The 13,326-nt window shown below is 69.3% G+C and carries 14 protein-coding genes; 7 read left to right on the forward strand and 7 right to left on the reverse strand.

Annotated features, from left to right (window positions below; genetic code table 11):
* Window positions 1-303 precede the first annotated feature (303 nt).
* Complete coding sequence (locus tag ASG29_RS04730; RefSeq protein ID WP_055982209.1) at window positions 304-1,482, reverse strand: acetyl-CoA C-acyltransferase; 1,179 nt, start codon at window positions 1,480-1,482, stop codon at window positions 304-306.
* A 99-nt stretch (window positions 1,483-1,581) separates the two neighbouring features.
* On the reverse strand, window positions 1,582-2,016 hold the full coding sequence (locus ASG29_RS04735; protein ID WP_055981039.1) for a MaoC family dehydratase: 435 nt from the start codon (window positions 2,014-2,016) through the stop codon (window positions 1,582-1,584).
* A gap of 115 nt (window positions 2,017-2,131) precedes the next feature.
* Here ASG29_RS04735 and ASG29_RS04740 point away from each other — a divergent pair, with 115 nt between their 5' ends.
* On the forward strand, window positions 2,132-5,098 hold the full coding sequence (locus ASG29_RS04740; protein ID WP_055981042.1) for an L-glutamate gamma-semialdehyde dehydrogenase: 2,967 nt from the start codon (window positions 2,132-2,134) through the stop codon (window positions 5,096-5,098).
* A gap of 118 nt (window positions 5,099-5,216) precedes the next feature.
* On the opposite strand, the gene ASG29_RS04745 is transcribed toward ASG29_RS04740, so the two are convergent.
* Together ASG29_RS04745 and ASG29_RS04750 are read right to left on the reverse strand one after the other, a co-directional pair.
* Entirely contained in the window at window positions 5,217-5,594 is a 378-nt protein-coding gene (locus ASG29_RS04745; RefSeq protein ID WP_055981045.1) for a glycine zipper 2TM domain-containing protein, read from the reverse strand.
* 71 nt (window positions 5,595-5,665) lie between these two features.
* Window positions 5,666-6,286, reverse strand: a complete 621-nt coding sequence (locus ASG29_RS04750) for a helix-turn-helix transcriptional regulator (protein ID WP_055981049.1) — start codon at window positions 6,284-6,286, stop codon at window positions 5,666-5,668.
* 85 nt (window positions 6,287-6,371) lie between these two features.
* Between ASG29_RS04750 and ASG29_RS17165 the strand changes: the two genes are divergently transcribed.
* Together ASG29_RS17165 and ASG29_RS04755 are read left to right on the forward strand one after the other, a co-directional pair.
* On the forward strand, window positions 6,372-6,545 hold the full coding sequence (locus ASG29_RS17165; RefSeq protein ID WP_200932367.1) for a hypothetical protein: 174 nt from the start codon (window positions 6,372-6,374) through the stop codon (window positions 6,543-6,545).
* Window positions 6,542-6,847 (forward strand): hypothetical protein, encoded by a 306-nt coding sequence (locus ASG29_RS04755; protein ID WP_055981052.1) that lies wholly within the window; start codon window positions 6,542-6,544, stop codon window positions 6,845-6,847. The genes ASG29_RS17165 and ASG29_RS04755 overlap by 4 nt, the downstream gene beginning before the upstream one ends.
* A gap of 38 nt (window positions 6,848-6,885) precedes the next feature.
* On the opposite strand, the gene ASG29_RS04760 is transcribed toward ASG29_RS04755, so the two are convergent.
* Both ASG29_RS04760 and ASG29_RS04765 read right to left on the reverse strand, forming a co-directional pair.
* Complete coding sequence (locus ASG29_RS04760) at window positions 6,886-7,581, reverse strand: hypothetical protein (RefSeq protein ID WP_235532777.1); 696 nt, start codon at window positions 7,579-7,581, stop codon at window positions 6,886-6,888.
* A gap of 20 nt (window positions 7,582-7,601) precedes the next feature.
* Complete coding sequence (locus tag ASG29_RS04765; protein WP_055981057.1) at window positions 7,602-8,834, reverse strand: TIGR04063 family PEP-CTERM/XrtA system glycosyltransferase; 1,233 nt, start codon at window positions 8,832-8,834, stop codon at window positions 7,602-7,604.
* A gap of 163 nt (window positions 8,835-8,997) precedes the next feature.
* On the opposite strand from ASG29_RS04765, the gene ASG29_RS17720 reads away from it, so the two are divergent.
* Together ASG29_RS17720 and ASG29_RS04770 are read left to right on the forward strand one after the other, a co-directional pair.
* Window positions 8,998-9,132 carry a hypothetical protein gene (locus ASG29_RS17720; RefSeq protein WP_268796208.1) on the forward strand — a complete coding sequence of 45 codons (135 nt, stop codon included), beginning with the start codon at window positions 8,998-9,000 and terminating at the stop codon, window positions 9,130-9,132.
* Window positions 9,125-10,483 (forward strand): putative O-glycosylation ligase, exosortase A system-associated, encoded by a 1,359-nt coding sequence (locus tag ASG29_RS04770; RefSeq protein ID WP_055981060.1) that lies wholly within the window; start codon window positions 9,125-9,127, stop codon window positions 10,481-10,483. The genes ASG29_RS17720 and ASG29_RS04770 overlap by 8 nt, the downstream gene beginning before the upstream one ends.
* Before the next feature lie 16 nt (window positions 10,484-10,499).
* Here ASG29_RS04770 and ASG29_RS04775 read toward each other — a convergent pair whose 3' ends face one another.
* The gene (locus ASG29_RS04775; RefSeq protein WP_055981063.1) at window positions 10,500-11,039 is read right to left on the reverse strand and encodes a type 1 glutamine amidotransferase domain-containing protein; all 540 of its coding nucleotides are present in this window, start codon (window positions 11,037-11,039) and stop codon (window positions 10,500-10,502) included.
* A 101-nt stretch (window positions 11,040-11,140) separates the two neighbouring features.
* On the opposite strand from ASG29_RS04775, the gene ASG29_RS04780 reads away from it, so the two are divergent.
* Window positions 11,141-12,130, forward strand: a complete 990-nt coding sequence (locus ASG29_RS04780) for a DNA topoisomerase IB (RefSeq protein ID WP_055981066.1) — start codon at window positions 11,141-11,143, stop codon at window positions 12,128-12,130.
* A 10-nt stretch (window positions 12,131-12,140) separates the two neighbouring features.
* The gene (locus ASG29_RS04785; protein WP_082515652.1) at window positions 12,141-13,313 is read left to right on the forward strand and encodes a mechanosensitive ion channel family protein; all 1,173 of its coding nucleotides are present in this window, start codon (window positions 12,141-12,143) and stop codon (window positions 13,311-13,313) included.
* Window positions 13,314-13,326 lie beyond the last annotated feature (13 nt).

Below are 13,326 nucleotides of genomic sequence, written 5' to 3' on the forward strand. Positions count from 1 at the left end.
CGGACCATGCGAACGCGCGGCAAGCTGGTGACGGCGGCAATCCTGCCGCCGACGCAGACGGAAGGACGTTCTATGACGCTAGCCGAGCTGTGTCTGGTTCTGGGCGCTCTGTTCGCCTTCGCGACCCTGGTCGTGAAGGTGATCGAGGTCAGCCGGAAGTAGGCATACGGGCGGGGCTCGTGCTGACACGCGAGCCCCAAACGTAAAGAGCCCCGGTCGCTGACACAACCGGGGCTCGCATACGAAAGGCGTCTATGACAATCGCCGATCCATTACATAGCGGATCGACGGTTACCGTTCAACTCACAGCACCTCGAACAATCCGGCCGCGCCCATGCCGCCGCCGACGCACATCGTGACGACGACATACTTCGCGCCGCGGCGCTTGCCCTCGATCAGCGCGTGGCCGGTCATGCGCGCGCCGCTCATGCCATAGGGGTGGCCGATCGAGATCGCGCCGCCGTTGACGTTCAGCAATTCGTCCGGGATGCCCAGCTTGTCGCGGCAGTAGAGGACCTGCACCGCGAACGCCTCGTTCAATTCCCACAGGCCGATGTCGCCCACGGTCAGCCCGTTGCGCTCCAGCAGCTTGGGGATCGCGAAGACGGGGCCGATGCCCATCTCGTCCGGCGCGGTGCCCGCGACCGCCATGCCGACATAGCGGCCCAGCGGGGTCAGGCCGCGCTTCTCCGCCAGCGAGGCTTCCATCAGCACGCTGGCCGAGGCGCCGTCCGACAGCTGCGACGCATTGCCCGCGGTGATGTTCAGATCCGGGCCGAGGACGGGCTTCAGCGACTTCAGGCCCTCCAGCGTGGTGTCGGCGCGATTGCCCTCGTCCTTCGACAGCGTCGTTTCCCGGTAGGAGACTTCCTTCGTCTCCTTGTCGGTGATCGCCATCGTCGCGGTCACGGGCACGATCTCGTCATCGAACTTGCCCGCGGCCTGCGCGGCGGCGGTGCGCTGCTGCGAGCGCAGGCCGTATTCGTCCTGCGCGTCGCGGCTGATGCCGTAGCGCTTGGCGACGACTTCCGCGGTCTGGAGCATCGGCATGTAGATGTCCGGGTGCATCGCCAGCAATTCCTTGTCCGGTGCGACGCGCATCTGCGGCGTCTGGACGAGCGAGATGCTGTCGACGCCGCCGCCGATCGTCACGTCCATCCCGTCGACGACGATCTGCTTCGCCGCGGTCGCGATCGCCATCAGGCCCGACGCGCACTGGCGGTCCAGCGACATGCCGCTGACCGTGGTGGGCAGCCCCGCGCGCAGCAGCGAGGTGCGCGCGATGTTGCCCGCCTGATGCCCCTGCTGGAGCGCGGAGCCGATGACGACGTCGTCGACCTCCGCGCCGTCGATCCCGGCACGCTCGACCGCGGCCTTGATCGCGTGGCTGGCGAGCGTGGGGGAGGGCAGATTGTTGAACGCCCCGCGATAGGCGCGGCCGATCGGGGTGCGGGCGGTGGAGACGATGACGGCGGAGCGCATCCTGTGATCCTTCATTCTAATAGAGACGTCACCCCAGCGAACGCTGGGGTTTCATGCCGCACCAGACCCCAGCGTTCGCTGGGGTGACGGCGATTGGACTCAGACGAAGACCTGCGTGATCCATTCGGCGATCATCGCGGGCTTCTGGCTGCCCTCGATCTCCACCGTGGTCTCGGTCGTATATTGATACTGGCCGGGGCGCTTTTCCTCGAACTCGGTCACTTTCGACCGGCCGCGGATCTTCGATCCGGAGGGCACGGGCGCCAGGAAGCGGACCTTGTTGCCGCCGTAGTTGACGCCCATCTTCACGCCGTCCAGCCGCGGCGCATCGGCGTTCTTCATCGATATCAGCGGCAGCAGCGACAGCGTCAGGAAGCCGTGCGCGATCGTGGTGCCGAACGGCGTCGCCTTCGCGCGTTCCGGATCGACGTGGATGAACTGGTGGTCGCCGGTCGCGTCGGCGAACTTGTTTATCATGTCCTGGCTGACCTCGATCCAGTCGGACACGGTTTCCTGGCCGATCGCGGCCTTCATCTCGTCTGCGGTCACGCGGATTTTCCTCCCCGGTTCGGACGCGCTACAGCGCTCGCCATCCCTCTAGGCGCGCCGCCCCCCGGCTCGCAAGAGCCAACGAACCGAAAGCTTGAAGATGTCCGCTGCCGTAACGTCCGACACCCTTGCCGCCCTGCGTGCGCTGCATCGGGCCAGCGAACCCGATGTTCTAAAAACCCTGCTGGCGCGCGCGGCGAGCGATTCCGATTCGCGGTCGCGGACGATCTCGACCGCGTCGGGCCTGCTGGCGGACCTGCGCGCGGCGCAGGCGCGAGGGTGGGTGAACCGCTTCTTGCAGGAATATCGGCTCAATTCATCGGAAGGCGTCGCGCTGCTCAGCCTGGCGGAGGCGTTCCTGCGCGTGCCCGATCCGGAAACCGCGGACCTGCTGATCGCGGACAAATTGGGCGATGCGGACTGGCGCGCGCATACCGGGCAGTCGGCGTCGAAGCTGGTCAATACCGCGACGTGGGGCCTCGTCGTCGGCCGTGCGCTGGTGGGGGAGGGCGAGGCGGGGCCGTTGCGCCGCCTCATCAGCCGCGCGGGCGAACCGTTCGTGCGGCAGGCGGTCGGCGCCGCGATGCGGATGATGGGCGAAATCTTCGTCATGGGCCGCACGATCGACGAGGCCGCGCGCCGGATGAAGAAGCCCGAGCACAAGGGCTTCACCGCCAGTTTCGACATGCTGGGCGAAGCGGCGCGCACCACCGCGGACGCGCAGCGTTACTATCGCGCCTATGTCGATGCGATCGACGCGGTGGGGCGCGATCCGGCGGCGGGCCATTCGGTGTCGGTGAAGCTGTCCGCGCTCCATCCGCGTTACGAGGTGGCGAAGCGCGACGAATGCGTGCCCGCGCTGACCGAGATGCTGGAGGCGCTGGCCATACAGGCGGCGGGCCACGGCATCGCGCTGACCGTGGATGCGGAGGAGAGCGAGCGGCTGGAGATGAGCCTGGACATCATCGGCACCGTCGCTCCGCTGCCCGCGCTGAAGAACTGGGACGGGTTCGGAATGGCGGTGCAGGCGTACGGCAAGCGCGCGCGACCCGTCGTCGCGTGGGCGGACCAGCTTGGGCGCGTGATGAACGTGCGGCTGGTGAAGGGCGCGTATTGGGATAGCGAGATCAAGCGGACGCAGGTGGAGGGCCTGTCCGACTATCCGCTGTTCACGCGCAAGGCCGCGACCGACGTGTCGTATCTGGCGGTGGCGAAGGACATGCTGGAGGCGACGAACATCCGCCCCGCCTTCGCCAGCCACAATGCCCTGACCGTCGCGACGATCGTCGACTGGGCGGGGAACAGCCGCGATTTCGAATTCCAGCGGCTGCACGGGATGGGCGACGGCCTGTACGAACGGCTGGTGCGCGAACACGGCTATCATTGCCGGGTGTACGCGCCGGTCGGCGGGCATCGCGACCTGCTGGCGTATCTCGTGCGCCGGTTGCTGGAGAATGGCGCGAATTCGTCGTTCGTCCACCAGCTCGCGGACGAGCGGCTGAGCGAGGACGAGATCCTGGCGGACCCGGTGGCGAAGATCGCCGCGGTGGGGGGATCGCGGCATCCGTCGATCCCGCTGCCGGTGGAATTGTTCGGCGCGTCGCGCAGCAATTCCGAAGGGATCGACCTGAACGATCCGGCGGTGCTGGACGATGTGGCGGCGAAGGTGACAGCCCCCGCGGCGGTGCCGGCGTCGGCGACGCCCGACGTGTCCGCCGCCATCACCCGCGCCCACGCCGCCTTCCCTGCGTGGCAGGCGACGCCCGCGGCACAGCGGGCCGCGTGCCTCGATCGCCTCGCCGACCTGCTGGAACGCGATCGCGAGCGGTTGATGGCGATTTGCGTGCAGGAGGCGTTCAAGACCATCCCCGACGCGCTGGGCGAGGTGCGCGAGGCGGTCGATTTCTGCCGCTATTACGCCGCGGAAGCGCGCGCGAAGCTGAACGCGGTCGAGCTGCCGGGGCCGACGGGGGAGCGCAACACGCTGCATCTGGAAGGCCGCGGCGTCTGGGCGACCATCGCGCCGTGGAACTTCCCGCTGGCGATCTTCCTCGGCCAGACGGTCGCCGCGCTGGTGACGGGCAACACCGTCGTCGCTAAACCCGCGCCGCAGACGCCCGACATCGCGCGCGCCGCGGTGGCGCTGGCGCACGAGGCGGGGGTGCCCGCCGATGCGCTGATCCTCGTCCCCGGCGGGCCGGAGGTCGGCGCCGCGCTGACCGCCGAGGCGCGCGTGCAGGGGGTCGCCTTCACCGGCTCCACCGCCACCGCGCGGAAGATTGCGCGCGCGCTGCTGGAGGACGACACGCGCCCGATCGTGCCGTTGATCGCGGAAACGGGCGGGATCAACGCGATGATCGTCGATTCCACCGCGCTGCCCGAACAGGTCGTGGCGGACGTGGTCGCCTCCTCGTTCCGCTCCGCGGGGCAGCGCTGCTCCGCGCTGCGGCTGCTGCTGGTGCAGGAGGATATCGCGGACGGGCTGGTCGAGATGCTGACGGGGGCGATGGACCTGCTGGCGATCGGCGATCCGGCCGATCCGCGCACCGATGTGGGACCGGTGATCGATCGCGCCGCCTACGACCGGCTGATGACCTATCGCGACGGGGTGCGGGATCGCTGGGTGAAGACCGTCGATGTCCCGGCGGCCGGCCTGTTCGTGCCGCCGACGCTGATCCGCATTGATGGGATCGAGGCGCTGTCGCAGGAATGGTTCGGGCCGCTGCTGCACGTCGCGACGTGGAAGGCGGGGCAATTGTCGGAGACGATCGCGCGGGTGAACGCCAAGGGATACGGCCTGACGATGGGCCTGCACAGCCGTATCGCGCGCGCGGGCGAGGTGGTCGAAAGCGAGGCCGCGGTCGGCAACCTGTACATCAACCGGTCGATGATCGGCGCGGTCGTGGGGTCGCAGCCGTTCGGGGGCGAGGGCCTGTCGGGCACCGGGCCGAAGGCGGGCGGGCCGCATTACCTGTACCGCTTCTGCGCGGAGCGTGCGGTGTCGGTCGATACGACCAGCGCGGGGGGTAATGCGACGTTGCTCAGTTTGGACGAGGGCGGGATCTGATCTCGCCTTGTCCAAACACCTCACCCCCGTTCGGCCTGAGCGAAGTCGAAGGCTAGGCGCCCAGGCTTCGACTACGCTCAGCCCGAACGGGGGTGAGGGCTTCTAATCGAACGTCAGATCAGCGGCACTTCACCTTGCCGCGATCGACCGACCGGCCCAGCAGCGCGCCGCCGCCCGCGCCCAGCAGCGTGCCCAGCGTCCCGCCGCCGACCACGTTGCCCAGCACGCCGCCGGCCAGACCGCCGACGACCAGCCCGGTCGTGCCGTCGTTACGCTTGCAATAGGCGCGCCCGTCCTGCCCGCGATAGACGCGGTCGTTGCGGCCCAGACGGCGCTCGCGATACCGGCCCTCGCGATAGCTGTCGCGCGGATTCCAGTTGGGGTCGTTGTCGCGCCATTCGCGGTCGCGGTCGCGGCGCTGCGCGTCGGCGGACGTGGTGGTCATCGGCACCGCGACGGTGGCGAGCAGGGCGGCGGAGAGCAGGGCGAATTTCATGGGGGATGTTCCTTCCGCCCCTCCCAACGCCCCTGATCCCGTATCGGTCCCGCCCCGTCGGGGGGCGTGGGTCACAGCCCGCGCCACAGCAATCGGGCGCGACCGATCACGGTCACGTCGTGCGGGGACAGGACCTCCGCCGCGAAGGCCGGATTGTCGCTGACGACGCGGATCGATCCGCCGCCGGCCAGCAGGCGCTTGACCGACAGCACCTCGTCCCGGCGGATGACGAACACCGCGCCCGCCGCCGGTATCCGGCGATCGGCGCGGTCGACCAGCACGCGGTCCCCGTCGAGCAGCGTCGGCGCCATCGAATCGCCCGCGACCGCGATCACCGACGCGTCGGGTGGCGCGACGCCCAGGTCGCGCAGCGTCGCGCGCGCCAGCGGCAGGCCGCGCAGGACCCGTTCCTCCGCCGCGACCACCCCCGACCCCGCGGCGGCGGCGACCGCCAGCCACGGTATCGTCACGTCGTCCGCCGCCGGTGCCGGACCGCCCAGCACGGCTTCGTCCACGCCAAGATAGGCGGCGAGCAGCGCGCGATCGCGTTCCGGCAATATGCGGGGCGTCCCGCGACGGACGTATTGTTGCAGGTAGGCGACGTTGCGTCCCAGCATCCGCGACATGGCGGACAGGCTGGCTCCCTGCGCCGTCGCCAGGGCGGCGAGGGCTTCGCGTGGCGATCGCTCCATAATGCACCAATAGGCGCAGGAAATTTCCTAGACAAGCGGAAAGGAATTTGAGAACAAAGCACGAACAATGATTCGGAGGCGGACCGTGACCTTGTTGAACCAGATCGAACATTACCTGCACCGCACCGGGGTCGCGGAAACCACGTTCGGGCGGCGCGTGGTCAACGATCCGCGGCTGGTCGGCGACCTGCGCCGCGGACGACGGCCGGGGCCGGACATGCAGGCGCGGGTGGCCGCGGTGATCGGGCAGGGGGCATGAGCGGGGCGGCGGGGCGGCTGGAGCGCGCGTTGCTGCGCGATGCGGATCGCGCAGGCGCGCCGATCCGGATCGAACGCCACGCGAGCGAATCGTGGCACAGCGCGACGTTCGCGGGCGGGCGCCATCGGCTGGAGGCGAGCGGCGCGTCGGGCGCGCGACTCGATGCGTGGCTGGCGGGGCTGGACGAGGCGGCGATCGAGGTGCCCGGCCATGTCCTGGCGGACCTGTCGGTCGCGGCATGCCATCGCGCGGGTGCGGTGACGCGCTTCCGGGTCGAGGGGCTGACGGTGGCGCGCGCCTGACCGGCGCGACCTGGATCCTACGTCGAACGAGGCGTGTCCTAACCCGTCGCCATCTGCCGCAACCGGGCCAGCGTATCGTCCAGCGACGGTTGCCGGTCGCGACGCGAGCGCGCGGCGTCGCGCGCGACCCGTTCCAGCCGGGCGACGAGGTCCCCGATCGGTTCGTGGCGGGTGTCGACACGCGCGATCGTCGCGGGTTCCGCATGTGGGGCGCAGGTGACGGGTGCGAGCGAGAAGGCGGTGATCCGGTCGGGCCTGACCTCGTCCTCGGGCGGCAGCGCCACGATCGTCGCCATGCGCGTCATCGGCGGAACGGCGCGGACGGGTTCCTTCGGCCGGGCGGGAATGGCGTCCGGGTCGAACGCGCTCAGCGGCTGGTCGAGGTCCGCGGGCATGTCCTGCACCGCGGGCGGGACCGGCGGGTCGGGTTCGATCGGCAACGCCTCGCCCAGTTCGCCGCTGGCGCGCAGGGGGCGGCACGGGGGCGCGTCGGGATGCGCGTCCGCGCGGCGATGCGCGGTCCGCGTCGGCAGGCGAAGGCGGCCGACGAGGCCCAGCGCGGCGACGAAGCCGCCGATCGCCAGCGCGATCAGGCTGCGCCCCGTGACGCCGACGGGCGGCCCCGCCTGCGGGATCGCGACCGACACGCCGCTGCGCGTGACGACGGCGTCGAGCAGGTCGCCCGGCGCGGTGGCGATGCCCGCCGCGACGCCGATGCCCGCAAGCACCGCCATGATCGGAAGCACGTAGCCCTTCAGGGCTGGAGGGAGGGTAGACGCGACCATGACCTGTTTCCCTGCACGGCTTGGATAAGCCCTTGGTAAACAGGTTCGTAGCGATGAATGTTTGACGACCAGTTACGTTCTTGCGCGACGAACCGGCGTGCGCGCAGGCGGCGGGCGTCCCACCCCGAACGATCGGCCAGCAGCATCGCAAGCGCATGCGCCGCCGCGGCGGGGTCGTCCGCGGCGAAGATCGTTCCGGTATCGCCGTCCCGGATCAGTTCGCGATGCCCGCCCACGTCCGATGCCGCGACCAGTTTCCCCTGCGCCATCGCCTCCAGCGGCTTGAGCGGCGTGACCAGATCGGTCAGCCGCATCCGCTTTCGCGGGTAGGCGAGGACGTCGACCAGCGCATAGTAACGCTCCACCTGCGTATGCGGCACGCGCCCGGCGAAGCGGATGCGGTGCGCCACCGGCGATGCCGCGGCCTGCGCGCGCAGCGCCGCCTCCATGGGGCCACCGCCGACCAGCAGCAGGTGCGCCGCGGGGCGTGCCGCGACCAGCGCGGGCATCGCCGCGATCAGGTCGTCCAGCCCCTCGTAATCGTAGAAGCTGCCGACGAAGCCGACGACCTCGTCGCCGTCGGACAGGCCGAGGTGCCCGGCAAGCGCGGCGTCGCGCGCGACGGGTGCGCCGAACAGGCCCAGGTCGACGCCGTTCGGGGAAACCATGATCCTTTCCGCCGCGATGCCGCGCGCGATCAGGTCGCCGCGCAGGCCGTCGCAGATCACCGCGACATGATCCGCGCGCCGCGCCGCCCATGTTTCCAGCGCGCGCGTGGCGCGATAGCGCGCCGATCCCTGTGTTCCGGTCCCGTTGCCGACCGCGGCATCCTCCCAGAAGGCGCGGATCTCGTACACCAGCGGCACGCCGCGCCGCCGCGCCGCCCAGAGCGCGCCGAGCGCGCTGAGGACGGGCGAGTGCGCGTGGATGATGTCGGGGCGGAAGCGGTCCGCGACCTGCCCCACGCGCGCGGCCAGCGCGGCGATCTCCCCCGGCAGGCCGGGGATGCGCGACCGCGCGGTGCGATGGAAATCGATGCCGTCGATCGTCTCGCGCGCATCGGCGGCGCTGTCCTGCCGGACGCCGGTGACCGCCGCGACCCGCCATCCGCGCGCCATCTGCGCGGTCAGGATCGCGCGGGTGCGGAAGGTGTAGCCGCTTTGCAGCGGCAGCCCATGGTCGAGGACGTGGAGGATGCGCATCGCCGCGCGATATGCGGGGGACGGGTTTAAGATCGGGTTTGCGTCGTGCCGTGGGGCGCGGTCGGGCGCGCCGGTCGGACTTAACGCCGTATCAATCGCCGCGCGCTACCGCATTCCCGTTCGCCCGGCGCGGACGCAGGCGGGGCATGGAAGGAACCGGGGCATGATCGACAATTTCTCGCTCGGCCTGACCCATGGGCTGATGATCCTGGCCGCACTGATCCTGCTGAAGCGCCCGTCGCTCGATCGCGAACCGTCGCCGCGCGACGCGGAACCGCGGAAGAAGCCGCGTGCGTGATCTCGCGTTCGTCGCGTTCCTGCTGACGATGTGGGGCGTCGGATTCCGGCGCCCGTTCCTGTTCGTCGCCGCCTATGTCTATATCGACATCGTGTCGCCCCAGCGGCTGACGTACCTGTTGCTGAACAGCGTGCCGATCTCGCTGATCGCGGTCGCGCTCATGATCCTGGGCTGGGTCGTGGCGGACGACAAGCGCGACGTGCGCGTCGCCCCGCGACAGGGGTTGATCCTGCTGCTGCTGGTCTATTGCTACGCCACCACCGTCGGCGCCGATTTTCCGGTGGAGGCGGCGGAGAAGTGGGAATGGGTGTGGAAGAACCTGGCCGTCGCCGCGTTCCTGCCGCTGATGCTGCGCACGCGGTTGCGGATCGAGACATTGCTGCTGTTCGTCGTCCTGTCCGCCGCGTCGATCGTCATCGTCGGCGGGATCAAGACGCTGGCCTCCGGCGGCGGCTATGGCGAGCTGAACCTGATGGTGGCGAACAATTCGGGGTTATACGAAGGGTCGATCATCTCCGCCGTCGCGATCTCGCTCATCCCCATCATCCTGTGGCTGGTGCGGGACGGGACGGTGTTTCCGCCCGACCGGCGCGTGCGGACGTTCGGTTATGCGCTGGTCTTCGCCTGCCTGCTGATCCCGGTCGGTACGTCGGCGCGCACGGGGTTGCTGTGCATCGCGCTGCTGGCCGTGTTGATGCTGCGCGTGGTGAAGCGGCGGATGCTGTATGTGTCGCTGCTGGCGCTCGCGGGGCTGGGTGCGGTGCCGTTCCTGCCGAGCGCGTTCAGCGACCGGATGGGGACGATCAAGACCTACCAGGCGGACGAAAGCGCCTCCACGCGGCTGGCGGTGTGGCAATGGACGATCGATTATGCGCGCGAGCACCCGCTGGGCGGCGGGTTCGAGGCGTATCGCCAGAACCGGATCCGCTACGACACGGTCAGGACGGAGGGGACCGGGGCGAGCACGACCGTCAAGCGCGACCTGACCGTCGACAAGAGCCGGGCCTATCACAGCAGCTATTTCGAGATGCTGGGGGAGCAGGGCTATCCCGGCCTCGCGCTGTGGCTGCTCATCAACGTCGTCGGGCTGGTGCGGATGGAGGTGCTGCGGCGGCGCTATCGCGATCCGGACGGCGACCTCGCCTGGGCCGGCCGGCTGGCGATCGCGCTCGGTCACGCGCACCTCATCTACCTTCTGGGCGGCGCGTTCGTGGGGATCGCGTTCCAGTCGTTCCTGTATTTCCTGATCGCGAGTCAGATCGGGCTGGACACTTACCTGTCGCGCAAGCGTGCGGAGGCGGCGTGGCGCCCGATACGGCGTGGCCGCGTCCGGGACATGGCCCCCGCCTGAGCGGGGGCCATGCGCGTCACGCGCTCAGCGCCGCGATGATCGCCTTGTTGAACGCGGGGATGTCGTCGGGGCAGCGGCTGGTGATGAGGTTCTCGTCCACCACCACTTCCGAATCCTCCACGTCCGCGCCCGCGTTTTCCAGGTCGGTGCGGATCGACTTGAACCCGGTCACGCGCCGCCCGTCGATCACGTCCGCCTCTGCCAGCAGCCACGGCGCGTGGCAGATCGCGGCGACGACCTTCTCGTCGTCCATGAAATCCTGCACGATCTCCACCGCGCGCTCCTCCACGCGCAGCTTGTCGGGGTTCATCACGCCGCCGGGCAGGACCAGCGCGTCGAAATCGTCGACGTCCACCTCGTCCAGCGTGATGTCCGGCTGCGCCGTCTCCGCCTTGTCGATATCGCCCTTCATCCCCTGGATCGGCGCCTTCGTGATCGAGGCGAGCGTGACGGTGGCGCCCGCGGCTTCCAGCGCCTTGCGCGGTTCGAACAGCTCGACGGTCTCGAATCCGTCGGCGGCGAGCATGAGGACGCGCGCCTTGGTGATGTCGGCCATGATATTCTCCTGAAGGGGTCGGTGTCCGAACAAGGCAGACACGCCCCGCGTTCCGGAACGAAGCGATTGCCTGCGCATTTGCCGGGACGAGGAGCCTTTGCGTGGCACGACTGGTCTATTGCGACGACAGCGAACCCGGCATCACCCGCAAGCGCGTGAACAGCCGGGCGTGGGGATATTGGGACGCGGACGGCAAGCGGATCACGGACCGCGACGAGATTGACCGCCTGAACGCGGTCGGCCTGCCCCCCGCCTATCGGAAGGCGTGGTTCTGCCCGCGCGCCAACGGCCACATCCAGGCGACCGGGATCGACGACAAGGGGCGCAAGCAATATCGCTACCACGCCGATTTCCGCACGCAGCAGGAAAGCGCGAAATACGATCTGTGCGCGCCGTTCGGCCGCGCGCTGCCCAAGCTGCGCGCGCGGGTCGAGGGCGACCTGTCGAAGCGCCGGCACGACAAGGACCGGACGGTCGCCGCGATCGTCCGCCTTCTCGACACATGCAACCTGCGCATCGGGAACGAGGCCTATGCGAAGAGCAACAAGAGCTACGGCCTGACCACGCTGCGCGATCGGCACGCGACCTTCTCCGGCGGCACGATGACGTTGTGCTACACCGCCAAGTCGGGAAAGCAGCGCCGGCTGAAGATCAGCGACGCGGGCCTCGCGCGGTTCGTGAAGAAATGCCAGGACCTGCCGGGGCAGAAATTGTTCCAATATGTCGGCGACGACGGCGAACCGCGGGGCGTCAACTCGTCCGACGTCAACGACTATATCCGCACCGCGATGGGCGGCGATTTCACCGCCAAGCATTTCCGCACCTGGGGCGCCAGCCTGTGCGCGTTCGAGGCGCTGGCGGAGGCGGACAAGCCGATCGGGCTCAAGACGATGCTGGAACCCGTGGTCGAACGGCTGGGCAACACGCCCGCAATCGCACGCAAATCCTACGTCCATCCCGGCCTAATCGCGCTGGGCAAGGACAAGAACGAGCAGGCCGCCTTCCTCGCCGACCTTTCGCTGCCGCGCGCCACGCGATATCTGACCCGCGCCGAGCGGGGGCTGATCGCCTTCCTCGATCGTGGTGCGTGAGGAAGATGCCGTGACGAACAACAGCGCCGCCGCGGCGAAGGTCGCGCCGATCGATCCCGACAAGGTGGGCGATCAGGCGCAGGAACTGTTCGCGTCGAGCGCGACGTGGTTCTCGACCCACTGGCTCCAGATCGTGATCGCGATCGGCGTGGGGGCGGGCATCGCGCTGCTGCTGGTCTGGCTACGCGGCTTCGGCCCGCGGCTGGCGCGGCGCAGCGCCAGCGGCAAGGGCTGGCCCGCGATCATCGGTCGCGCGATCGAGCGGACGGGGACCTTCTTCATCGCCACGCTCGCCGCACGGCTGGTGGTCGGCTACGCCGATGCGCCCGCCAGCGTCGCCACGACGGTGGAATTCCTGTTCACCGTGGCCGCGGTGTTCCAGGCCGCGGTCTGGGCGCGCGAGATCATCCTGGGCGCGATCGAGCATCGCACGCGCAGCGAACATTATTCGGGCGAGGCGCTGATGAGCGCGATGGGCCTGATCCGCCTCCTCGTCACCTTCGCGGTGTTCGCGATCGCGCTGGTCGTCGTCCTCGACAATCTGGGCGTCAACGTCACCGGCCTCGTCGCGGGCCTGGGCGTCGGCGGCATCGCCATCGGCCTTGCCGCGCAGGGCATCTTCGCCGACCTGTTCGCCGCGCTGGCGATCATCTTCGACCGCCCGTTCCGGCGCGGCGACGCGGTCAGCTACGACCAGACCAGCGGGACGGTGGAGGAGATCGGCCTGAAATCGACGCGCGTGCGCGGGGTGAACGGCGAGGAGCGGATCATCTCCAACAAGCAGTTGCTGGACAAGGAGATCCAGAACAACACCCGGCGCGAGCGGCGACGGACGAAGTTCGTCCTCGGCCTCGCCTACGAAACCCCGGTCGACACGTTGCAGCGCTTTCCCGACATGATGCGCGAGGCGATCGACGAATGCGGGCTGGTCTACGTCCGGTGCGGCTTCATGCAGTTCGGCGCGTCGAGCCTGGATTTCGAGATCGAGTTCGACAGCAACTCGCCCGATTTCCAGGCGGCGTTCGACGGCCGGCACAAGGCGGGGATCGCGATCTTGAGACGCTGCGCGCAGGAAGGGCTGACGATCCCCTATCCGACGCAGACGACCTATACCGCCGCCCCCGACGGGCGGCTGGTCATGCCGTATTCGGAGCATCTGCACCTGACGCCCGCGGCGGACTGACGCCCGCCCGCGA

This window comes from Sphingomonas sp. Leaf412, assembly GCF_001425405.1.
Classification (GTDB): domain Bacteria; phylum Pseudomonadota; class Alphaproteobacteria; order Sphingomonadales; family Sphingomonadaceae; genus Sphingomonas.